This window comes from Streptomyces sp. GB4-14 (assembly GCF_022696125.1).
GTDB classification, from domain to species: Bacteria; Actinomycetota; Actinomycetes; order Streptomycetales; family Streptomycetaceae; genus Streptomyces; species Streptomyces werraensis.
The window spans coordinates 3,713,278-3,733,667 of record NZ_RZHO01000002.1 but is presented as its reverse complement, the minus strand read 5'-3'; the positions used below and the strand labels follow the sequence as shown (position 1 = coordinate 3,733,667).

Below are 20,390 nucleotides of genomic sequence, written 5' to 3'. Positions count from 1 at the left end.
CTGAGCCTGATTCAGGCTATCCCTACTGGTTCAAGGCGGCTCGCTCCGCTCACCGCGCGCGGCCCGGCCCCCGGCCGGGCCTGCGCTCCTGTCTCCGCCCCGCTCCAGCCCGGCCGGCGCCCGTGCCACGCGGCAAGGGCTTTAGAATTTGACTCGCGTGAAGATATAGGTCACGAATTCACTACTTTTCGCATTCTTCTCCATGGAGCCAGCCTTTGCCTTTGCGTAGTCTCCGTAATACATCCTGAGCTCATCCAAGATAGCGTTGAGATCGAGGCTACCAAAATCCTTCCCATCTGTAGACAATTCTCGGAGTTGAGTCGGATTGTATACGCGTTTCCCGAGCAGCTTGGCTACAGCAAGCATGGACAGGTGGAATCGCAAGTTGGTCCGCTCACCTGCGGATGTCTGATGGTGTGTCGACAAGAGAAATAGATCAATCTCTTTCTGTCGACGGGCCACCCAAAGGTAGATGGGAAGATCGATCTTCTTTGAGAAGATTCGGGAGTACTCGTCGTTTCGCTTGAGCAAGCTAGATGGCCTAGCGCGAGAATTGTGCGGCTGACTAAGACCCATCGCCATGACCGCCTGCGCCAGGAGCGGGATGCCTACGATCCGCTCGGCACTCTTGCCGATATTTCGATAGTAATTCTTACGGCGATCGTAAAACCAGCCGTTGGCGAGGAAGTAGGCTTCAATCTCTCGCTGAATCTCATCAGTCGCACGTAGTGAAGCAGCAGGAACCGCAGTCTGGCGATTGGTAGCCCTGATAACCCGGTCCCGCTCCCCAGGGTCAGTAGTTACGAGGATCCTCACCAGTACTGATCGAGAAAACGCGGGGTGGTCATCTTCGACTTGGGACAATGCCCTGAAGACCGTATGTGAAGTTTGCAGGCCATTAACGATCTGCACATCGTCGAGGATGTACGTCTTCCCTACGATGGAAGTTTTCGAGCAAACGATCGTGACACCGTTGTTGAGCCACCAGAATTCTGCACCGTCCCGATCCAGCAGAGACTCCCGGATCTCTTGGTTTACCTCAACATCCCCTTGATAATCTCTCACATTCCAGTCAAAAATATGACGGCGAAGTGAGCCCATGTCATCGGTAAGGAAAGCCAGGTAGTCCTTCAGGGTAACCAAGGCGACATGACTAGTGCCGCTCGTCGCATTTTCCAGGTATGTAAGTTTTAGAGTGTACGAGGGCACGCGACTGGCGGCCTTCCAAAGCTCAGCAGCGCCTACGAAATCAACTTTCCCGATAGCGTCTGGGACGAGGTTCGAAAACTGAACCTCGAGATCCTTTGCTTTAGCCGCAACCTTGGCGTTGACGTCAGCCACCTTTCCACGAGTGACGTAGGAGAATCGCACTTCCACCGCTGGATGCCGAATGGCCAGCTTCTGTAGCGCTTTCCTGAAAATGGCAACTCGGTCTACGACGGCATCAGAATAGAGAAGCTTGAGATCCTCTTCAGATTCGCCCAAATTCAGCAATCGAGAGGTTGAGGAGGCCACGAGGTCGATAGCGGTTTCAGTAAAGGATTCCTCCTGCTTGGCCTGCACTAGCCACAAAAGAAGCCGAGTTCCCACCGCTACACTCGACGGGGAAAAGTCGGCGTCAAAGACATCGCTATCTTCTTCAAGCAGGGAACCGCCAAGGAATACGTAAGCACCGTCGATAGCCCCATCGTTTCCACCGCCCACTACCCCGCCGCTTACCTCGTCTGCAGACGGATCGAGATCTCGCAATGCCTGCTCGCACGCGAAGAGTTCGAATGCTTCATCTGCGGGAAGTGGTGTAGCGCGTTCCGCCTGCCGCTGCTGCAAAATTTGGTCCAGCAGCACGAGTTCGTTGCTTGCCATGGTTTGGCCTACCCCGCTCATCGCTCACCGTGCAAGAAGTGACCTCTAGATGCTAGGCCAGCGGGAGTTACGAGTCGCCCAAAACCCGAACTTCAACGCCAAGGAGGCAAGCGCGTCCTGGTCGCGGATCCTCCATCAGCATCCGAACTTCCCAAGCTGAGGGCTCAGGCACCGTCATCACGTGCTCGCCGTCTAACTTGCTCTGGTCGACGACGCTGGCAGCGTGGTGAAGGCCGGTGGGGGTGCAACGAGGCACACGCGCGCCTGGTCGGTCGGCGCACCCGCCATCGTGGCTGACTGTCGTCGGCTGAGGTTCGTGCCACAACCGTGCCAGATGCAGGGGTCAGACACGGTCAACGCCGGTGCCCCGCGGTCGAGTAGCCGCCCGCTTGCTCGGCCGGCGTAGCCGCAGCTCAGTACGCAGATCTCCCAGCCGCTTTCCTAAAGTGGTTGTCCAGCCCCGTGACTGAGTCCGCACCGCTTCCCCGTTCACCGTTGAGGCCCTGATCCTGGCGGTACCGTCTCGTGACTGACGCGGGAGGGAGCGGGATGACAGGTGATCTGCAGTTCAGCTGGGAATTGGGTGGTTCCGGGTGGGCGACGTATCGACTCGCCGACGGCACGTCGGAGAGAGTGGACACCGTCAGCTATTGCACTGACGCTCTCTCCGACCTGTTGCGCGGAGTGGCGGATCTCTACGGAGCAGCCGACTCCCAGCGGGTCTCCTTCGACCTCGAACCCGCAGAGGTGAGGTGGCGGCTCCGACGTCGGGGGGAGGACGTGGAGATCATCATCTACCGGTTCCCGGACATGTCCACGAGCTGGGACGCCCCCGATGACGTAGGAGCACGCTGCTGGCACTCCGCGCAACCGCGCAGCGCGCTTGGCCATGCGATCGTGGAAGCCGCCGAGGCTGTGTTGCGGACGCACGGCGAAGCTGGCTACAGGGAGAAGTGGGTACAGCATTCCTTCCCCAGCGCAGCTCTGAACGACCTTCGGCGACTGCATCTGCAAAACGACGAGTGCCGGCACGAGAGCTGCCAGGTCAGCGCTGATTCCTGACATCAGCGGCTGACATCAACGAGGCCGGACGGCGACATACAGCAGCATCCCGGCCGACTGCCGGACCAGCCCCCGATGGCTCCCGGAGCGGTTGTTGAGAACTCTCATAGCGGGTGTCGCAGGTTCGAATCCTGCCGGGACACAGCCAGAAGGGCCAGCTTAGGAAGGGTTTCCTCGCAGGCTGGCCCTTCGTCGTGTTCGAGGCCGTACCACGTCGGCTTCGCTGTCAGTCCTGACCTGTACGGTCCCGCCCATGGCTGAAAGACCGACTACGTGCTGGCGTCAAGGCATAGCGGAGGAAGCCGCGGAGATCGCCGCCGGCACCCTGGACCCCGAGTGCGCCTGCATGGCAGGGCTGTTCCCCGAGAAACTGCTCACGGCAACCGATGCAGTCCTCGACACCTTCGAGGACCAGCTTGCCGGACTTGACGATGCCAGCGACGAGCAGGTCTTCGCTGTAGTGGAGCGCGTCGTCCTGGCCCTCAACGCGGTGGATGAAGCGCACAACGGAAGCGCCTTCGAAACAGACGAGCGCGAGGAGCTGTGCGACTACATCGACCAGTCGCTCACCGAGCACGGCGTCGACGTCGTCGCACTGACCGCCCGCCACGGACTGGGCCGCTACCAACTCACGGACAAGTGGCGGAAGTGGTAAGGACGCGGACCGAGCTGGGCGTCGTACCACCGCCGCACCACAGACGCACCGGATCGAGCGGAGAACAGCGGGGAACCACGGTGAAGCCATCGGATGCGAAGAGCCTGCACCGATGCCGTTCCAGGTCATCGCTGGAACCAGCCGCAAATGATCCCAGCTTGTCAAGCTGGGTCCCGGCCGCACGACTGCGCTAGGGGCCATAGGGTCGCTGCGGAGGAGGGGAGATGTCGTCTCTGACGATCACATGGACGCTGCACAGTCACGGCTGGGCCCTCGTCAAAGTGGTTGACGAGCACGGCGAGGCAGAGGCCATCGCTTCGTACGTCACTGACGCGCCTGAGCAATTCCTCTACGCCGTTGCCCGGCTCGCCCTCGGTGACGAGAACACACGGGCAGAGTTGGAGGGAGAGCCACAGGTGTACCGGTGGTTTTTCCACAGAGACAGGGCTGTGGTCGATGTCCGCCTGGTCCTGGCCGACGACGCCCGGGTCCCGGACAGCTCGGGGGCGGTTCTCTGGTCGGGCCGCCACACCGTCATGGCACTCGCACGGTCGGTCGTCCGGGCTTTCGACCGGATCGATTACGAGCAGGGCGAAGAGTCCTACGAGGCCCAGTGGGGCCGGCCGTTCCCCCGGATCGAGCTCGAAGCCCTGCGAACCGCGATGCGGGCGCATCGGAGAGCCACTGCGGCCGCGGGCACGCCTCCCGCAGCGCCTGATGAGCGGAAGTCTGGGCTGTCTCTGGGCCGTCCGAGGCCGCTCGACAGCGGCCGATGACGACCAAAGGCGACCACGAGGCGCCCATGACGAGCTCAGCCCCGCGGATCTAGGGGCCCATCCTGCAAGCAGGGGGAACATCCGATACGGCTTCGGCGAGGATGACTGAGGAGAGGCTCTCCGCAGGAGCCACACCAACCCGAGGGGTGAGTGTCTGACTGCGTGACAACGCCCACGACCATCCGCGGACGTCTGCGGACCATCAGCCCCCACGTGGGAGTCGCGCCAACCCAAGGCGGCAGCCCCGTCCAGGTTGCGTCGGCACGAAGAGGTCGCGGGTTCGAATCCCGTCGTCCCGACAGCTGAAGCAGCAGAGATCAAGGCCCGGTTCCCTGGCCCTGATGCGTTGTGCACCCCTTGTGCGCCCTCCTCAGCCGGGGAGCTTCGCCAGCTGCGCCTCCAGAAGGGGCCGCGGGAGCGTGTCCGTGATCACCATCATCGTGGTGAGGATGTTGTCGGTGCGGACGACGGCGTAGGTCGCGGGACTGCTTACGCTGGAGAGGCTGGTGGTGAACCGGAAGCCGACGGATTCGTCGCCGAGATTCGGGGCCTGGGCTGGTTCGAGGCCGCGGTAGACCATGGGGGCGCCGAGAACCTTGAAGCTGCCCGAGCACTCCGTGAGCGCCTTGCGAATATCGTCGATCGCCGAACGGGCATCGTCTCCCCGATGCACAGTCACCCACAACCCGCCGACGGCGGAGTTCGACCCGCCAGGGCCCGAGAACTCGCGGACGGCCCGGGCGGTCGCGGGGCGCGGCGTATCGGTGAAGGCCAGCTGCGCAATGGGGAGGCACTCGTCCTTGTCGGACCGGTACGAACCCTTCGGAAGCGGGTCCTCGGCCGGCTCGGTCACCCGGAGGCCTGCGACGGTCCCCACCATGGTGAGCTCCTCAAGGGTGGCGTCGGGCAGGGAGGGCCTGGCTGCGGTCCCGCCTGCAGGGCCGCTGTACTCGGCGCTGCTGCAGGCAGTCAGGAGCAGAGCGATCGAAAGAGCAGCACCGGCAGCGGTACGGCGAAGGCGCATGAAGAGTGCTCGGATCTTTGAACCTCGCCTCCAGTGAGAGGCAAGACGAAGGTGGACAGGTCGTGTTGAGTCTCCGGCGGCGGGGCGCTCCCAGATGTTCGACAGACGAAGATCTAAGGCCAGAAGCCCTCAGGCGTCAAAACCTTCGGTAGCGCCTGGCCGTCTCCGACACCTCAAGTGCACCGGGGTCTCTCACCCATGTGCTGCCGTGCTCAAGACGGTGCGGCACGCCCCGACCCACATACGCGATCGGCGAGGCTCCATGGCGGCACAGCAGCGCCGTACCGCAACCCGGTAACCGCTCCCGTCCAGTAGCGTCTGCCTCTGCGGTCGCCCTCACCGTGTTCTCTCTGGAAGATTTGGGCGACACCGCCGCCCCTGGGCAGCCACGTCCCGGCGGGCTACCCCTCTGGCCACGTGCCCCGGCTGGGCCGCGCCCTTGACCTCAACCTTGGTTGAGGCGCAACACTCGGCGCATGGAGATGACGCAGAGCAGCACCATTCTCTTCCGTAACACCATGCGCATCACGGACGGTCACCTCGACGGTTTCCGGAAGGCCATCGCGCGGGCGGTGGCATTCGCTCAGGAGCACGGCCCTCAGCTCATGGTGGAGGTCTTCATCGACGAGGAGCGGATGCTGGCGCACAGCTTCCAGCTCTACCGCGACTCCGATGCCGTCCGCGCCCACTGGCGGCTGTCGGATCCGTACATCCGCGAGGTGATGGAGCACTGCACCGTGCAGCACTTCGAGGTGTTCGGCGCCCCGGACCATGACATCGTGGCGGCCCTCAGGACCCCCGATGGCGCGTCCTTCCCCTTCGTGGTCCTGCCGCGTCTCGCCGGCTTCGACCGTCTTCAGGAACCCGGCTCGGGGGAACCACGCCCTTGGCGGTGACGCGCCACTCTTGCCCTGCTGATCCGTGGCCGCGGGACTCGCCGCGTCCTGGCTTCGCGGGCGCGGGCCGGACCCGCTCCTCGTTCGCGCGCCGAAGCCCTCCGGCCGCGCCCGCATCCGACCTGCACGCCCAGTGCGCCGTCTCCCTCTCCGCGGTGCGCCTCCTCAGACGGCCGCGGTGTGCTCGCGCACCGCGATCCGGGCGAGCTTCGTCAGCATCATGCCGTTGCGGACCCTGACGAAGTAGTCGACGGGCAACCCGTGCATGCGTGTGCCGGGGCCTCGGAGGGGGTGCCAGTCCAGTGTGAAGAGGGTGTGCTCGCCCCAGGGCGTCAGCTTCATGGCGATGCGAGCTGCGCCGAAGGGCCCCGCCTTCGCCTCCAGTTGCAGGCGGCGTCGCGGTTCGCAGATGCGGACGACACAGGTGTCGTCGAGCGTCAGAGAGCCGGCGCCGACGCGTACCTTCAGTCGGGCGCCCACCTCCGGCCAATGCGGGTCCACTGCGAGGACCTGCTGAGTTCCCGTCACCCATTCCCCGTACCGGTGGCCGTCGGACAGCAGGCGCCAGACTTCGGCGGGCGAGCTCTGGATCAGACAACGGTTCCGGGCCACGGTCACGCTCCTGGGAGATGGGCAGCACGAAGGCGGGAACCCGCCCCCTCCGGGGCTCGAGGGGGGTCCGGTGCGACGGGTCTGCCTTGCCGGCCGTCCTGCGGGCTTGAGGCCCAGCTTCCGGCGCCTCGTGCCGCGTGCCCAGTCCGAGGGATCCAGGCGGGTGAGTGGCAGCACGACTCACTGCTCCGGACGCCGGTCGACGGCCCGCGTCGGACCGGCGTCGGGCGGGCCGTGCGCTCAGGTCGCCGGCCGACGGCCGTGAGGCGCACCTCGGAGGAGGAAGGGGCAGGGCTCCGGATGTCCGGGCCCGGTGCCGTCCGGGACCTCCGCGGAACGTGGCTGAGGGGATGACGCCCTCCTCGGGCCCGGTGACGTGTCGTGCCGTCACCCCAGCGGGTTCGTCGTGTCCCTCAGGGTCGTCAGGACCTCCGTGTACAGGCGGGACTTGATCGTGCCCAGCGTGTTGCCGGCCTTGCCGGAGAGGGACTCGGCCAAGGCCACGGCCGTGGCCCGCACATCCGCCTCCGGGACCGCCCGGTCCACGATCGACGCCGCCGCCGCGTCCGCTCCCCCGTACCGCCGCGCCGTCGTCATCGCCTCGTGCGCCGTCTGCGGGGTCAGGCGCGCGCGGATGAGGGCCGACATGCCGGGCGTGAACGGGATGTCGATGTCCGCCTCCGGGAGGCACCAGTAGCCGCGGTCCGCGCGCATCACGCGGAAGTCGTGCGCCAGGGACAGCATCGCCCCGGCCGCGAACGTGTGGCCCTGGAGCGCGGCCACCGTGATCACCGGCAGCGACAGCATCCGCGCGAACAGCTCGTGCACCGAGACCACGTAGGCGTGGTAGTGGTCCGCGTTGGCGAACAGCCACTCCAGGTCGAGGCCGTTGGACCAGAACTTGCCCGTCGCCGCCGTCACCAGGGCGCGCGGGCCCTCCGCCTTCTCCACCTCGTCGAGCGCGGCCCCGACCGCGGCGATCCAGTCGGGGTGGAAGCGGTTCTCGCCGTCTCCCAGGTCCAGGACGAAGACGTTCTCGTGGCGGTCCAGCGTGGGCATGGCGGCGCTCCGTTCACCTGTGGCCTACTGGTCGGTAACTTAAGGGGCCGGTGCAGGGAACGCAAGACGCCGCCGAACGTCGGCGTGCGTCAGGAGTAGCTGAAGTCGCCCACCGTCCAGGCGCTGACGTCCTCGATCGCCACCCGGTACATGCCGCCCGTCTCCGGGACGCCGACCGTGCCCTGGATGATCCGGGCGACGTGGAAGTGGAGGTGGGTGGGCGGGCCTTCCCGCTTCACCGGGGCGTCGAAGACGGAGGCGAACTCGGCGAGCCGGTCCGAGTCCTTCAGCACCTCCGCGACCCTCTTCCGCCACACGGATTCGGGAGCCAGCCGGCCGGTGATGACGGCACCACCGGTGACCACGGTCAAAGACATCTGGCTGCTCTGCCCCGATTCCACGCGGGCGGCGATGTCTACGATCAGCTCGTCGGGCTTCACCATGGCCCGGATTCTATGCGGGGGCGCTCCCCGGCGCGCCGCCCCCTGTCCGGGACACGACCACGGCACGCCTCTGACCTGCCCGGACAAGGTCACGGCTGTCCGGGACGGGCCCTTCCCGTTGAGTCCGGCCGCCGCCGTCCGGCAAGGTCGAGGTGTCGGCGGGGGGCACGGGCCGTGGTGAGGGGGAGACCACGGCCCGTCACCGCCGCGACGGGCCGGCACGCGCACGGTCGCGGGGTCCCGGCATGCGCGCGCCGCATGGCGGGTTTCCCCGTTGTTCAGCGTGCAACGACCGCAGCAGGATGGCACGCATGGGGAACCTGCGTGAGTCGTCTCCGTACGCGGCCGAGGATGCCGCCGGTTTCGTCGAGTCGATGAGGCGGCTCAAGGAGCTGTCGGGGATGACCTATCGCGAGCTGGAGGAGCAGGCCGGCCGGAACGGGGACGTGCTGGCGCGCAGCACCCTGGCCGACGTCCTCCGGCGTGACCGTCTGCCCCGGCCCGACGTCCTGGCCGCCTTCGTGCGCGCCTGCGGGGACGGACAGCGGGTCGGGGACTGGCTGGACGCCCGGGAGAGGATCGCGGAGGGGAGCGCGGGACGGGGCGGCGGCACGTCCGCGTCGCCCCCTGCCTCCTCCGCGTCCCCTCCCGCGCCGCGCGGGGACCACGAGGAGGTGAGTGCGGTGGGGCAGGACCGGGAGGCCGGCGCCGCCAGGACGCCACGGCGGCGTCGGCAGACCCTGCTCGCGCTCGCCGCCGTCGCCCTCCTGCTCGTCGCCGGCGCCGGTGTCCGGGCCTGGCAGTCCGGGGACGAGGACACCCGGGACGACACCCCCGTCGCCAGGGGCGAGCAGCGGGCGTCCGTCGACGGCTGGGTGACGATCCGGCCCGCCGGGCGGACCGGCCTGTGCCTCACCGACGGACGCGACCGCCACGGCGCCTACGGCAGCGCCGTCGCCGTGCATCTCCCCTGCGCCGGGGCCCCGGTGCCGCGTACGTACCTCGAACCGGCCGGCGCCGGGCTGTACCGCGTCCAGTGGCACCATCCCGAGCTCGGCAAGGGGTGTCTGACCGTCATGGACACCGGCCCGGTGAAGGGCATGCTCGAGCCGCGGGACGACTGCGCCGGCGCGACCCTCTTCCGGCTCGAGCCCGCCCCGTCCGGCGCGCCCGGTGCGTACCGGTTCCGTACGGTGCCGGGCGCGCGGTGCGTGGGCACCGCCGACGACTCGGTCACCGAGGGCGTGGAGGCCGTCCAGGAGCCCTGTGCGGACTCCCCGGACCAGTCCTTCGTCGTGCGGCCGGACTGACGTCTCAGGAGACGTTCACGCGCACCGGGTCGCCCAGCAGGCCGTCGGTGTACGTCACGTACTTCGGGGTGAAGGTGCCCTTGCCGGTGACGGTGCCGGAGATGTTCTCGCCGGGGGCGAGGTCCACCGTGTCGATCTGCTCCTCGTCCACGCCGAGTTCGACGGTGTGCTTGGTGCCGTCGGTGTCGGTGATCGTGAAGTACAGCGGGTTCACGCTCACCTCGTCGTCGCCGTCGTTGACGACGGTGACCCGCACGCTGGTGTAGTCGCTGCCGTCGGCCAGGATGCTCTTGCTGAACTCCGCGGGCTCCGCGCTGAGCTTCACCGGGCCGCCGCCCTGCTCGGGCTCCTTCTTCTTCGCATCCGGGCTCTTCTCCTTCGCCCCGGCGGAGTCGCTGACGGAGGAGCCGGCGGCCTTGTTCCCGCCGTCGTCGGAGTCGCCGCCGCTCGCCGACAGGGCGGCGATCACGACGACGAGCCCGAGAACGCCCGCACAGCCGAAGCCCGCGGACCTCAGGAAGCGGCCCCTCCTGCGGGGCGGCGGGGGCGGGGTGCCGGGGAAGCCGTACCCCGCGGGCTGCGGATACGGCTGCTGGTTCATGTGGGGCGGCTGCTCGTTCGAGTGGTTCGGCTGGGTCACCGGGATGGATCCCTCCTGGTCGTTCGCTCCGTGCGCGTAGGTGACCTGCGAGGTATGCGACCCGTTGCCCTGTACCGGACGGATTCACCCGATCGTGGTGCGGCGTCCCCGCCGCGATAATCGGGGCATGACCTCACCTCCCCTCGGCGTGGACGCCGTGCACGAGCGGCTGGCGGCCGATCTGCTCGCCGTCGGTGCGCCGTACGGCCTGGTCCTGGCCGGCGGTGAGGCCGTGCGGGCGCACGGGCTGGTGGACGCCCGGGTGAGCGAGGGCGTGGATCTGGCCACCGAGCATCCCGCGGGCATGGCCGAGATCGCCGGGGCGGTGCGGGCGGGGCTGGAGGAGCGCGGGTGGCCCGTCGAGGCGCCGACGGCCGATCCGCTGGCGGCGCGGCTGGTCGTCGGGGACCAGGAGACCGGGGCGCGGTGGCGGGTCGACCTCCGCAAGGAGGTGCTGTGGCGGCCGCCGGTGACGACCGCGGCCGGTCCGGCGCTGTCGCTGGAGGACCTGGTCGGTACGCGGGTGCGGGCGCTGGCGGACCGAGGGCTGCCGCGTGACCTCGTGGACGTGCACGCGGCCGCGGACCGGTGGAGTCCGGCCGAGCTGGAGGAGCTGGGGCGCCGGCACGCGCCCGACACCTTCGACCTGGCCGAGCTGCAGTCCCGGCTGACCGGCACGGAGTGGCTCGACGACCGCGGGTTCCGTGCGCAGGGGCTGGACGCGCCGGAGATCGAGGAGTTGCGGCGCTGGGCACTGGCCTGGGCGGACGACATCGCGGAGCGGCTCGTGGAGGGCGAGGACCCCGAGGAGTGACCCCGCGGCCAGGGTCAGGGAACGGTGGATTCCGGTCAGGGCGGCCGGATGGGCGTCGGAGCGCGGGGCTAGGGTCGGCCCCATGACGACTACCGAGAACAACAGCGCCTCGCCGCTCGATGTCGAGATCGGCGCCCTCACCGGCGGTCCGGCCGACCTGTCCCGGTACGCGGGCCGTGCCGTGCTCGTCGTGAACGTGGCCTCGAAGTGCGGTCTCACCCCGCAGTACGAGGGTCTGGAGCGGCTGCACGAGCGGTACGCGGAGCGCGGGTTCACCGTGCTCGGCGTGCCCTGCAACCAGTTCCTCGGTCAGGAGCCGGGCTCCGCGGAGGAGATCGCGGAGTTCTGCTCGGCGACGTACGGGGTGACGTTCCCGATGACCGAGAAGGTCGAGGTGAACGGGGACGGCCGGCACCCGCTGTACGAGCGGCTGGTGGGCTTCGCCGACGCCGAGGGGCACAGCGGTGACGTCCGCTGGAACTTCGAGAAGTTCCTCGTCGGCAGGGACGGCGCCGTCGTGGCCCGTTTCTCCCCGCAGACGGAGCCGGAGTCGGCGGAGGTCGTGGCGGCCGTGGAGAAGGCTCTGGGCTGACGGTTGACCTTGCCCCTGGGGCAGGGCCGAGCGTCTCCGTCACCGGGCGGAGGGACCGCCCGGTGACGGAGAATGCCGACGTGGACGAGGAACTGCTCTCCATCGGGGCGTTCGCGGCCCGCAGCCGCCTGTCGGCGAAGGCCCTGCGCCTGTACGACCGGCTGGGGCTGCTGGCGCCGGCGCGGGTCGACGCGGACACCGGCTACCGGTACTACCGGGCGGCCCAGGTCGAACGGGCCCGGATGGTGGCGCTGTTGCGGCAGCTGGACATGCCGCTGGCGCGGATCGCCGAGGTGGTGGACGCGGGCGACGGGGCGGCGCGGGCGCGTCGGCTGGACGCGTACTGGGCCGAGGTCGAGGCGCGCCACGCCTCGCAGCGGACGCTCGCCGGCTATCTCCGTGGACGGTTGTCGGGGAGGAGCCTCGAGATGTACGGGAAGTTCACGGTGGAGACGGTGGACGTGCCGGAGCAGGTGGTGATCACCGAGTCTCGGCACATCCTGGCGGACGAGCTGCCGGCGTGGATCGGAGCGTCGCTGGGACGGCTGGAGGAGGGCGCCCGCGCCTGCGGCGGGGTGACCGGGTCCCCGTTCGTCGTCTACCACTCCGAGGTGTCGGTGGAGAGCGACGGGCCCGCGGAGGCGTGCGTGCCGGTCGCCGACGAGGCGGCGGCCCGTGCGTGGGCCGCGGAGCGGGGCCGGGCGCGGGGGACGACGGTGCGGGTGGAGCCGGCGATGCGGCTGGCCCGCACCCGGATCGCCAAGGCGCAGGTCGCGCACCCGCAGATCCTGGCCGCCTTCGAGGCGGTGGAGGCGTGGATGCGGGAGCAGGGGCTGACGTACGCGGGCCCGTGCCGTGAGATCTACTTCGCGGACTGGGACGCGGCAGGCCCGGAGGACCCGGTGTGCGACGTCGCCTTCCCGGTCGCGGAGGCGTAGGCGACAGCGGGCTGAGCGACGAACGCGGTGACGTGCGGCCGGTCGCGGGGTTCCCGCGGCCGGTCCGCCGTCTCCCGGTGGGCCGGGCCGGGGGCGCCCTGCGGGCGTGGGCCGGCCCTCTCGGCAAGGACGGCGGACTCGTCGAGAGGGCCTGTCGGTGGTGCTGCCGCCTGCCGCCGGAGGGCGTCAGGACTACTTGACCGAGGCTACGAAGGCGTTCCACGCGTCGGCCGGGAACGCCAGCTTCGGACCCTCGGGGATCTTGGTGTCCCCGAGCTCCAGCGCCTCCTCGGTGGTCGACCTGACCATCACGCACGCGCCGTTGTTGTTGGTGTAGGAGGACGTCGTCCACGTTTCCGTGGCGCCCAGACGAATTGCCATGTTCGCTCCGTAGCCAGATGCTGAGTTGCTGTCACCGGCCTGCGCATTCCGGCGTGGACCGCAGAACGGATTGCGCCAACCGTCGGTGCTGGTTGGCGTGATCGACGCTACTCGTCACCTTCGGCGTCCGGAGGTGTCGTTCACTCGACCGGATGGCATATTCCGAGCGGGGCTTACGGCCGTACCTGCCGTCGGTGTATCATTCGCCGCTCCCGTAACGGGAGTTCAGCGTGCGTACTCCTTGGCGAGCCGCTCCACCAGCCGCCGCGACTGCTCCACGTTCAGCGACTGCGCCCTCAAGTGCTCGTACATCACCGTGTACTTCTGCACGTCGTGCGGCTTCTCCAGGTACAGGTCGCTGGTGACGCCCTCGATGTAGACCACGCTGGAGTCGGCCGCGTCGGCGAACTCCAGGATGGAGTACTGGCCGTTGATGCCCGCGTGCGCGCCGACCTCGAACGGCAGCACCTGCACGGTGATGTGCGGCAGCTGGCTCAGCTCCAGGACGTGCTCGAGCTGTTCGCGCATCACCTGGCGGCTGCCGACGACGCGGTGCAGCGCGGCCTCGTCGAGCACCACCCACAGGCGCAGCGGGTCCTGTTCGGCGGTGATCCGGCTCTGCCGGCGCAGCCGCACCTCCACCCGCTTGTCGTTGTCCTGCTCGCTGGACTCCGGCGAGCCGCCCTGCACGATCGCCTCGGCGTACGGGCGGGTCTGCAGCAGGCCGGTGATGATCTGCGGCTCGTACACCCGCAGCGACTCCGCGTCCGTCTCCAGACCGATGTAGACGCTGTACGGGATGTCGCCGAACGCGTGCCACCAGCCCTGCTGGCGGGAGTCCTTGGCCATCTGCATCAGCGAGTCGACGATCCGCTGGTCCTCGACCTCGTACACCCCGCACAGGTCGCGCACGTCGCGCTGGCTGATGCTGCGGCGGCCGTTCTCCAGCCGGCTGATCTTCGACTGCGACACCAGCAGCCGCTCCGCGACCTCCTCGGCCGTCATGCCCTTCAGCTCACGGAGCCGGCGCAGCTCCTGGCCGAGCCGGCGCCGCCGGACGGTGGGATTGACATTGGACGCCACGGGACGTGCACCTCCGGCTGCGTGCCTCGTACTTGCACTGTGTACCTGGACTTCGTACTGCCACTTTGTGTGTCTGCTCGATGACTCGACGACCCGTTGAGCAGACTGCCACCAACGTGCGTACTACCGCTGGGAAATGGTGGATATACGACCGGTACACGCCAGTTCACGGCCGTGCGGCCGCGCTTCGGCGTGCCCGCGGGCACGCCGAGCGGGGCGGAGAGAGCCCGTGTGTTCTCTCCGCCCCGCTCGGACAGCGGCTCCCGTGACCGGGTCTGCGGTGCCGTGGATCCGGTGGTGCGCCCTGCCGAGCCCGGGGGACGTACGGCTCAGTGGGCGACGGCGCGTGCCATGGATCCGCGGCGTGGTTGCGCCGGAACGCCGCGGGCGGGCTCCGGTGCGCCCCTGCCGCCGGGGGCCTGCCGGCCCGCCGGTGCGGAGCTGCGGCGCGGCTGGGTCGCGACGCCGTTCTGGACGTCCATCACCGCGTGTGCGACGAGTCCGCCCATCGGGTCGTGCCGGATCAGGTCCCGCAACCGGGAGCGCGAGGACCGGCCCTCGTTCCCCGGGTACAGGTGCTTGCCGAGGCCGACCGCGTGGGCCAGCGCGGCGAGCGCCGCGGTCCGCGGGTCCGGCGGGACGCCGGTGCGGATCGCGGAGTCCAGCCGGGCCCTGATCTCCCGGCTGATCTCGGTGTCCGTCGCCTGGTACCGGGTCGTCGGCAGCACCCCGCACATCTGGCCGGCCACGGCGTGCACCATGCCGCAGCGCTCCAGATGCGAGAGGTAGGTCTGGCGGAGCCCGAGACGCGGCCCGCCGATCCAGTGGACCGCCCGTACCGGAGCGCCGCGCCTTCGCAGCAACTCCAGTGCGCAGTCCAGTGTTGGGTCTCCAGTCGGCCGTGGCACCACCACGGCGATACGATCCCCGTCTGGGGCTATCCGTCCGGCCAGCGCCAGCTCCACTAGCTGTGCTCCGGCCAGACCGAGGTCGAGCGACTGCGGCTGTGCAGTGGTACCCGTGGCCGGGTCCAGTGCCAGCAGCAGAAGCTCCTCCGGAAGTGTTCTGCGGCTCCTGCCCATCCATGCCTCCCCGCGTGGATGAATGACAGGGTGACCCCTCTCACATTGGTCTGTCGAGGGTGCGTGACCGGTTCGTAGTGGAACCGGTAGGTATGTCGTTCTCGTCTACCGCGTGGGGTAAGCCCGCACACAGGACACTGGTACATGGTTCGGACAGCGCTTCGGAGCGGTGTCACGGGCGGGCGGTTCACGGTTCGGTTGGCGCACGCGGGGCGTGCGGCGCATGGAGGAGGCATCGGTGGCGGGCGAGTCCCCCGACAGGTCGAAGCAGCGCGAGTCGTCGGCAGAACAGACGTCGGGGAGCGCCGGGCCGGTTCCCGAGAAGCAGGATCCCCGCCTCGCGGTCGCCCGCGGGGAGGGCGACTCCGGGAGCAGCCGCAAGGCCGACACGGCCACGCGGGTGCTGTCGGTGCCGCAGGCCGCCAAGGGCCCCGATGCGGATGCCGAGGCCGGCGACGACGTCGATGCCGAGGGGCGTGGCGAGGGCGCGGGGGACGGTGGCGGACGTCTGCGGGAGGCCGTCGCGGCGTGGGTGCGGACGGCCGAGCCGAAGTCCGGGGACGCCGCGGAGGGCTCCTCGGACGCCTCCGGCGTCGACGGGGACGCGGAGGGCGTCGAGCCCGCCGCGAGCGACGAGAGCCCCCGTGAGGGCGGTCCCGCCGGTGAGGACGGGCGTCCGTCCGGTGGCGTGACCGAGGACGCCGCCCCGTCCGGTGACGCCGCCGCCGAGGACGACGACCAGGGCGACGGCCCGGAGGGCGAGGCGCCGAAGGGCGCGACCTCCGAGGACGAGAACGCCGAGGGCGCGGACGCCGAGAACGAAGCCGGCGAGGCGGCAGCTGCCGCGGACAAGGCCGACGAGGGCAAGGCGGCTGCGTCCAAGGCCGACGAGGGCAAGGCGGCTGCGTCCAAGGCCGACGAGGGCAAGGCGGCTGCGTCCAAGGCCGACGAGGGCAAGGCGGCTGCGTCCAAGGCCGACGAGAGCGACGCGGCTGCGTCCAAGGCCGGCGAGGGCAAGGAAGCCGCGCGCGCGGCAGGCGACGAAGCTCGCGACGGCAGGGAAGCCACGGCCGAGGCCGGCGAGGGCAAGGGCGACGGCAGGGGCAGCGGCAAGCCCGCCGCCGGTGTGGCAGCCGCGCCCGGCCACGGCGAGGCCGGTGACGGCGAGGCCGATGCCAAGGGGACCCCCAAGACCCGCGACGCCGGTACCGACGGTGGCGAGGTCGACGCCAAGGACTCCGACGCCACGCCTGACGGAATCGGCGCCGGCGCCCGGGGCGACGACAGGACCGACGCCGGCGGGAGCACCGGCAGGACCGCCGCCGGGGCTGCCGCGGCCAAGGCCGACGCCGGCGAGAGCACCGCCCAGGACGCCGACGGCACCACCGGCGGCGGCAAGGGCACCGACGAGACCGGCGACGCCGGGACCGACGGTGGCAAGCGCGACTCCGAAACCCCCGACGCCGACCGCGACGAGGACGGCCGCACCGGCGACGACGCCCCCGTCGATCAGCCCACCGCCGTGTTCCGGGCGCCCCGGCCCGCCGGGCCGGCCGTCGACCAGCCGACCACCATGCTCAAGCTGGGCGACGCCGCCGCGCGTACGGGCGCCGGTGCCGGCGAGGCCGAGCGGACCAGCAAGTTCGTCGCGCTGAAGCCCGACCCCGCCATAGGGGCCCCGCGCCAGGGCGGTCCCGCGCCGGCCGAGTCGACGACGTTCCTGCCGCAGGTCGGCCCGGAGCGGACGACGCAGCAGCCGTTGCCGCCGAAGCCGCCGCTGGACCTGCTGGCCGAGCTGACCAACACCCCGCCGCCCCCGCAGACCCCGCTGCGGACGGCCGTGCGGCGGATCAAGATCTGGACGCCGCTGGTGATCCTGCTGCTGATCGTCTTCGCGATCGTGCAGAACGTCCGGCCGCTGCCCGCCCCCACCCTGGCGCTCACCGCGGAGGACACCCACACCTTCGACGGTGACCCGGTGAAGCTGCCCTGGCCGGGCGAGGGACAGGGGTGGATGAGCGGCGACGGCATCGGCACGATGGACCACTTCGGTGAGCAGAAGCCGGTCGCCATCGGCTCGGTCGCCAAGACCATGACGGCGTACATCATCCTGCGCGAGCACCCGCTGAAGCCCGGTGAGGAAGGCCCGAAGATCGAGGTCGACGCGAAGGCGGAGGAGGAGGGCGGCTACGACAAGGACGGCGAGTCCACGCTCAACACCGTCAAGGCCGGTGACTTCCTCACCGAGAAGCAGGCGCTGTCGGCCGTCATGATCCCCTCCGCGAACAACATCGCGCGTCTGCTGGCGCGTTGGGACGCGGGCTCCGAGGAGGCGTTCGTCAAGAAGATGAACGACACCGCCAAGGAGCTGGGGATGACCAACACGACGTACACCGACCCCTCGGGGCTGAAGGAGACCACCGTCTCCACCGCCGAGGACCAGACGAAGCTCGGCATCGCGGCCATGAGGAACCCGGCCATGGTGGCCATCACCAGCGCGGCCAGCTGGACGGACCCGAGCGGGCAGTACTGGAGCAACTACAACGAGCTGCCCTACACGATGGGCGCGATCGGCATCAAGACCGGCTCCACCACCAAGGCCGGCGGCAACCTGCTCTTCGCCGCCCGCAAGAAGGTGGGCGGCCAGGAGGTCACCGTCGTCGGCGCGATCCTCGGCCAGCACAAGGGCCCGTCGATCCTGGACACGGTCAACGAGGTCAGCAAGCCCGCGCTGCGCGCCGCCCAGGACGCGCTGACCTCGGCGAACATCCTGAGGAAGGGCACGGTCGTCGGGTACGTGGACGACGGTCTCGGCGGCCGTACGCCCGTCGCCGTCACCGAGGACGTCAAGGCCGTCGGCTGGGCGGGGCTCGAGGTGAAGCTGACGTTCGCCGGGACGGAGCTGCCGCACACGGCGAAGGCCGGGACGAAGGTCGGCACGCTCACCGTGGGCGACGGCGAGAACGGGGCCGTCAAGGTGCCGGTCGCGCTGAAGGCGGACCTCGTGGAGCCCGGCTTCACGGACAGGCTGACCCGCGTCGCCTGACCCGGCAGCGGATCGACGAGGGCCGCACCCCGCGGGCCGCCGCCCACCCGGGCGGACGGTCCGCGGGGTGCGTGCTAGCGTCACGAAACGGGCAGTGAACGGGCGATGAACGGGAACACGGGGAGTGCCGAAGGTGGCGACAGCGGAGCCGACACGCGCCGACGACGCGCGCCCGGGCCCGGGAGCCGGCCCGCGAATACCCGCAGAGCACGAACCCGAGCGCGCTCCCGAAGGGACGCCGGACGGGGACGCCCCTCCCGGTGCTCCTCCGGGGGGTGACCCCCCGGGCCGGAGCGGGCGGGCGAAGGCCGCCGTCCTCGCCGTGCGCGCCCGCATGCTGCGCCACCCCGTGCTGTCGGTCACCGCGCTGTCCGGGCTGCTGCACGTCGTCTGGTTCTTCACCTTCGCGAACAGCGGCGGCGACCTCGCCGCGCAGGACGCGTGGGCCGAGTTCGTGGGCCGGCACCCCGACTCCGCGTACAACCTCGCCTGGTACGGCGGCATGCACCCGGTGTCGTACAGCGTGGTGTCGCCGTACCTGATGTCGCTGCTCGGCGTGCGGACCACCATGATGATCGCCGGCACGGTGACGGCGGGTCTGCTCACGCTGGTGCTGATGCGCAGCCGGTCCGTGCGCAATCCCCTGTGGGCCGCGCTCGCGGGCGTCTTCGCGCTGCTGTGCAACGCCGCGTCCGGCCGGGTGACGTACGGGCTGGGCACGATGTTCGGGCTCGGCGCGGTCGCGGTCGTCTTCTGCTGGCCGTACCGGTGGCGGTACAAGCGGTGGGCGAAGGCGCTGTGCGCGGCCCCGCTGGCGGCGCTCGCGACGATGGCCTCGCCGGTCGCGGGCCTGTTCGTGGGCCTGGTGGCGGTGGCGCTGTTCCTGCAGAAGCGCCGGCCGGGGGCCTGGGCGCTGGGGCTCGCGCCCAGCGCGGTGGTCGCGGTGTCGGCGTGGCTGTTCCCGTTCTCCGGCACGCAGCCGATGGGCTTCGGCTCGGTCGTCCTGCCGTTCGTGTACTCGGTGCTGGTGTACGTCCTGGTGCCGAAGGACTGGAAGACGGTCCGGATCACGGCGGCGGTGTACGGGCTCGGGGTGCTGCTGGTCTGGCTGATCAGCTCCCAGATCGGGTCGAACATGACCCGGCTCGCGATGCTGTTCGGCGGTGTGGTGCTGGTGGCGGCGCTGCCGTTCGCCGAGCCCCGGTCCCGCAGGTGGTACGCGCTGGTCGTCGCCGTGGTCGGCTTCACCTGCTGGATCGGCGTGAAGTCGGTGAACGACGTGGTGAACACGACGCCGGCCGCGTCCTGGGCGCGTGAGCTGGCGCCGCTGGTGAACGAGCTCCAGGAGGTCGGCGCCGAGCGGGGCCGGGTGGAGGTCGTCCCGGCCCGCTCGCACCGCGAGGCGTCCGCGCTGGCGCCGTACGTGAACCTGGCGCGCGGCTGGAACCGTCAGGCCGACATGGAGCGCAACCCGCTCTTCTACGACGACACCCTCAACGCGGCCAACTACCACGAGTGGCTGAAGCGCTGGGGCGTGCACTACGTGGTGCTGCCGAAGGACGAGCCGGACGGTGACGGCGGCCAGCGCGAGCGGGAGCTGGTGCAGCGCGGGCTGCCGTATCTGAAGCAGGTCTGGGGCGACGCGAACTGGCAGCTGTTCGAGGTGCAGGCGCCGACCCCGCTGGCGGAGCCCCACACGGTCGTGGAGCGCGCCGAGCAGGGTGAGTGGACGCTGCGGGTGGAGAAGCCGGGCCGGATCCTGATCCGCGTGCCGTACTCGCCGTGGCTGGGTCTGGTCGACGCCGAGGGCAAGGCGCTGGACCCGCCGCAGGAGACGGAGGAGTCCGAGAACCGTCCCGACGGCGAGCCGAAGACGTTCGAGAACGTGCACGGCTGCCTGATGGAGACGGAGGAGGACGCCAACGGCGACCAGTGGACGGTGCTGCTGGCCCCCGAGGCGGGGACGTACCGGCTGGCGGCGCCGTACAAGTGGGGTGAGCGGGGGACGCCGTGCCCCGAGGAGCTGCGCTGAGGCAGGCCCCGGGGAGGGTTCCCCGGGGCTTCTTCTTGTGCCTGCATCGTTCAGGTCAGTGAACAGAGGTCAACTTGTCGAA

General features: G+C 69.7%; 19 protein-coding genes. 10 read left to right on the top strand and 9 right to left on the bottom strand.

Annotated features, from left to right (window positions below):
* Positions 1 to 141: 141 nt before the first annotated feature.
* Positions 142 to 1,863 (bottom strand): AIPR family protein, encoded by a 1,722-nt coding sequence (locus ELQ39_RS18480; RefSeq protein WP_242592872.1) that lies wholly within the window; start codon positions 1,861 to 1,863, stop codon positions 142 to 144.
* 549 nt (positions 1,864 to 2,412) lie between these two features.
* Here ELQ39_RS18480 and ELQ39_RS18475 point away from each other — a divergent pair.
* From ELQ39_RS18475 to ELQ39_RS18465, 3 genes are all read left to right on the top strand, one after another.
* Positions 2,413 to 2,925, top strand: coding sequence for a hypothetical protein (locus tag ELQ39_RS18475; RefSeq protein ID WP_242592870.1), 513 nt, complete (start codon positions 2,413 to 2,415; stop codon positions 2,923 to 2,925).
* Positions 2,926 to 3,178: 253 nt separating this feature from the next.
* A complete protein-coding gene (locus ELQ39_RS18470) occupies positions 3,179 to 3,580 on the top strand; it encodes a hypothetical protein (RefSeq protein WP_242592868.1) in 402 nt (133 codons plus the stop codon).
* Between the two features lie 224 nt (positions 3,581 to 3,804).
* Positions 3,805 to 4,356, top strand: a complete 552-nt coding sequence (locus ELQ39_RS18465; protein WP_242592866.1) for a hypothetical protein — start codon at positions 3,805 to 3,807, stop codon at positions 4,354 to 4,356.
* A 370-nt stretch (positions 4,357 to 4,726) separates the two neighbouring features.
* Here the strand turns inward: ELQ39_RS18465 and ELQ39_RS18460 are convergent, their stop codons facing one another.
* Positions 4,727 to 5,236: a hypothetical protein gene (locus ELQ39_RS18460; protein WP_242592864.1), complete on the bottom strand. Its 510-nt coding sequence runs from the start codon at positions 5,234 to 5,236 to the stop codon at positions 4,727 to 4,729.
* A gap of 620 nt (positions 5,237 to 5,856) precedes the next feature.
* Between ELQ39_RS18460 and ELQ39_RS18455 the strand changes: the two genes are divergently transcribed.
* Positions 5,857 to 6,276, top strand: a complete 420-nt coding sequence (locus tag ELQ39_RS18455; protein WP_242592862.1) for a hypothetical protein — start codon at positions 5,857 to 5,859, stop codon at positions 6,274 to 6,276.
* 165 nt (positions 6,277 to 6,441) lie between these two features.
* Here ELQ39_RS18455 and ELQ39_RS18450 read toward each other — a convergent pair whose 3' ends face one another.
* The 3 genes from ELQ39_RS18450 to ELQ39_RS18440 form a co-directional block, all read right to left on the bottom strand.
* Positions 6,442 to 6,888 (bottom strand): SRPBCC family protein, encoded by a 447-nt coding sequence (locus tag ELQ39_RS18450; RefSeq protein ID WP_242592860.1) that lies wholly within the window; start codon positions 6,886 to 6,888, stop codon positions 6,442 to 6,444.
* Between the two features lie 387 nt (positions 6,889 to 7,275).
* Positions 7,276 to 7,947, bottom strand: coding sequence for an enoyl-CoA hydratase-related protein (locus tag ELQ39_RS18445; protein WP_242592858.1), 672 nt, complete (start codon positions 7,945 to 7,947; stop codon positions 7,276 to 7,278).
* An 89-nt stretch (positions 7,948 to 8,036) separates the two neighbouring features.
* On the bottom strand, positions 8,037 to 8,390 hold the full coding sequence (locus ELQ39_RS18440; RefSeq protein ID WP_190002866.1) for a hypothetical protein: 354 nt from the start codon (positions 8,388 to 8,390) through the stop codon (positions 8,037 to 8,039).
* Positions 8,391 to 8,701: 311 nt separating this feature from the next.
* Between ELQ39_RS18440 and ELQ39_RS18435 the strand changes: the two genes are divergently transcribed.
* Entirely contained in the window at positions 8,702 to 9,700 is a 999-nt protein-coding gene (locus ELQ39_RS18435) for a helix-turn-helix transcriptional regulator (protein WP_242592856.1), read from the top strand.
* A gap of 4 nt (positions 9,701 to 9,704) precedes the next feature.
* Here the strand turns inward: ELQ39_RS18435 and ELQ39_RS18430 are convergent, their stop codons facing one another.
* Positions 9,705 to 10,340, bottom strand: coding sequence for a DUF4352 domain-containing protein (locus tag ELQ39_RS18430; RefSeq protein WP_225641218.1), 636 nt, complete (start codon positions 10,338 to 10,340; stop codon positions 9,705 to 9,707).
* A gap of 127 nt (positions 10,341 to 10,467) precedes the next feature.
* On the opposite strand from ELQ39_RS18430, the gene ELQ39_RS18425 reads away from it, so the two are divergent.
* The 3 genes from ELQ39_RS18425 to ELQ39_RS18415 all read left to right on the top strand — a co-directional run bounded on the left by ELQ39_RS18425 (position 10,468) and on the right by ELQ39_RS18415 (position 12,684).
* Positions 10,468 to 11,154: a nucleotidyl transferase AbiEii/AbiGii toxin family protein gene (locus tag ELQ39_RS18425; protein WP_242592854.1), complete on the top strand. Its 687-nt coding sequence runs from the start codon at positions 10,468 to 10,470 to the stop codon at positions 11,152 to 11,154.
* An 82-nt stretch (positions 11,155 to 11,236) separates the two neighbouring features.
* Entirely contained in the window at positions 11,237 to 11,746 is a 510-nt protein-coding gene (locus tag ELQ39_RS18420; RefSeq protein WP_242592853.1) for a glutathione peroxidase, read from the top strand.
* A gap of 62 nt (positions 11,747 to 11,808) precedes the next feature.
* Complete coding sequence (locus ELQ39_RS18415) at positions 11,809 to 12,684, top strand: MerR family transcriptional regulator (RefSeq protein ID WP_242592851.1); 876 nt, start codon at positions 11,809 to 11,811, stop codon at positions 12,682 to 12,684.
* A 192-nt stretch (positions 12,685 to 12,876) separates the two neighbouring features.
* Here the strand turns inward: ELQ39_RS18415 and ELQ39_RS18410 are convergent, their stop codons facing one another.
* The 3 genes from ELQ39_RS18410 to ELQ39_RS18400 all read right to left on the bottom strand — a co-directional run bounded on the left by ELQ39_RS18410 (position 12,877) and on the right by ELQ39_RS18400 (position 15,230).
* Entirely contained in the window at positions 12,877 to 13,065 is a 189-nt protein-coding gene (locus ELQ39_RS18410; protein ID WP_019524127.1) for a DUF397 domain-containing protein, read from the bottom strand.
* 225 nt (positions 13,066 to 13,290) lie between these two features.
* Positions 13,291 to 14,148, bottom strand: a complete 858-nt coding sequence (locus ELQ39_RS18405) for a helix-turn-helix domain-containing protein (protein WP_225628804.1) — start codon at positions 14,146 to 14,148, stop codon at positions 13,291 to 13,293.
* A gap of 329 nt (positions 14,149 to 14,477) precedes the next feature.
* Positions 14,478 to 15,230 carry a GOLPH3/VPS74 family protein gene (locus ELQ39_RS18400; RefSeq protein ID WP_242592849.1) on the bottom strand — a complete coding sequence of 251 codons (753 nt, stop codon included), beginning with the start codon at positions 15,228 to 15,230 and terminating at the stop codon, positions 14,478 to 14,480.
* A gap of 223 nt (positions 15,231 to 15,453) precedes the next feature.
* On the opposite strand from ELQ39_RS18400, the gene ELQ39_RS18395 reads away from it, so the two are divergent.
* Positions 15,454 to 18,276 carry a D-alanyl-D-alanine carboxypeptidase gene (locus tag ELQ39_RS18395; protein WP_242592847.1) on the top strand — a complete coding sequence of 941 codons (2,823 nt, stop codon included), beginning with the start codon at positions 15,454 to 15,456 and terminating at the stop codon, positions 18,274 to 18,276.
* Between the two features lie 133 nt (positions 18,277 to 18,409).
* Positions 18,410 to 20,308, top strand: a complete 1,899-nt coding sequence (locus ELQ39_RS18390; RefSeq protein ID WP_242592845.1) for an MFS transporter — start codon at positions 18,410 to 18,412, stop codon at positions 20,306 to 20,308.
* Positions 20,309 to 20,390: the final 82 nt, after the last annotated feature.

Coding starts and splice junctions, on each gene's coding strand:
- ELQ39_RS18470 (WP_242592868.1), top strand. CDS start 3,179: ATGGCTGAAAGACCGACTACGTGCTGGCGTCAAGGCATAGCGGAGGAA.
- ELQ39_RS18410 (WP_019524127.1), bottom strand. CDS start 13,065: ATGGCAATTCGTCTGGGCGCCACGGAAACGTGGACGACGTCCTCCTAC.
- ELQ39_RS18425 (WP_242592854.1), top strand. CDS start 10,468: ATGACCTCACCTCCCCTCGGCGTGGACGCCGTGCACGAGCGGCTGGCG.
- ELQ39_RS18475 (WP_242592870.1), top strand. CDS start 2,413: ATGACAGGTGATCTGCAGTTCAGCTGGGAATTGGGTGGTTCCGGGTGG.
- ELQ39_RS18460 (WP_242592864.1), bottom strand. CDS start 5,236: ATGGTGGGGACCGTCGCAGGCCTCCGGGTGACCGAGCCGGCCGAGGAC.
- ELQ39_RS18420 (WP_242592853.1), top strand. CDS start 11,237: ATGACGACTACCGAGAACAACAGCGCCTCGCCGCTCGATGTCGAGATC.
- ELQ39_RS18455 (WP_242592862.1), top strand. CDS start 5,857: ATGGAGATGACGCAGAGCAGCACCATTCTCTTCCGTAACACCATGCGC.
- ELQ39_RS18435 (WP_242592856.1), top strand. CDS start 8,702: ATGGGGAACCTGCGTGAGTCGTCTCCGTACGCGGCCGAGGATGCCGCC.
- ELQ39_RS18440 (WP_190002866.1), bottom strand. CDS start 8,390: ATGGTGAAGCCCGACGAGCTGATCGTAGACATCGCCGCCCGCGTGGAA.
- ELQ39_RS18480 (WP_242592872.1), bottom strand. CDS start 1,863: ATGGCAAGCAACGAACTCGTGCTGCTGGACCAAATTTTGCAGCAGCGG.
- ELQ39_RS18395 (WP_242592847.1), top strand. CDS start 15,454: ATGGAGGAGGCATCGGTGGCGGGCGAGTCCCCCGACAGGTCGAAGCAG.
- ELQ39_RS18465 (WP_242592866.1), top strand. CDS start 3,805: ATGTCGTCTCTGACGATCACATGGACGCTGCACAGTCACGGCTGGGCC.
- ELQ39_RS18445 (WP_242592858.1), bottom strand. CDS start 7,947: ATGCCCACGCTGGACCGCCACGAGAACGTCTTCGTCCTGGACCTGGGA.
- ELQ39_RS18400 (WP_242592849.1), bottom strand. CDS start 15,230: ATGGGCAGGAGCCGCAGAACACTTCCGGAGGAGCTTCTGCTGCTGGCA.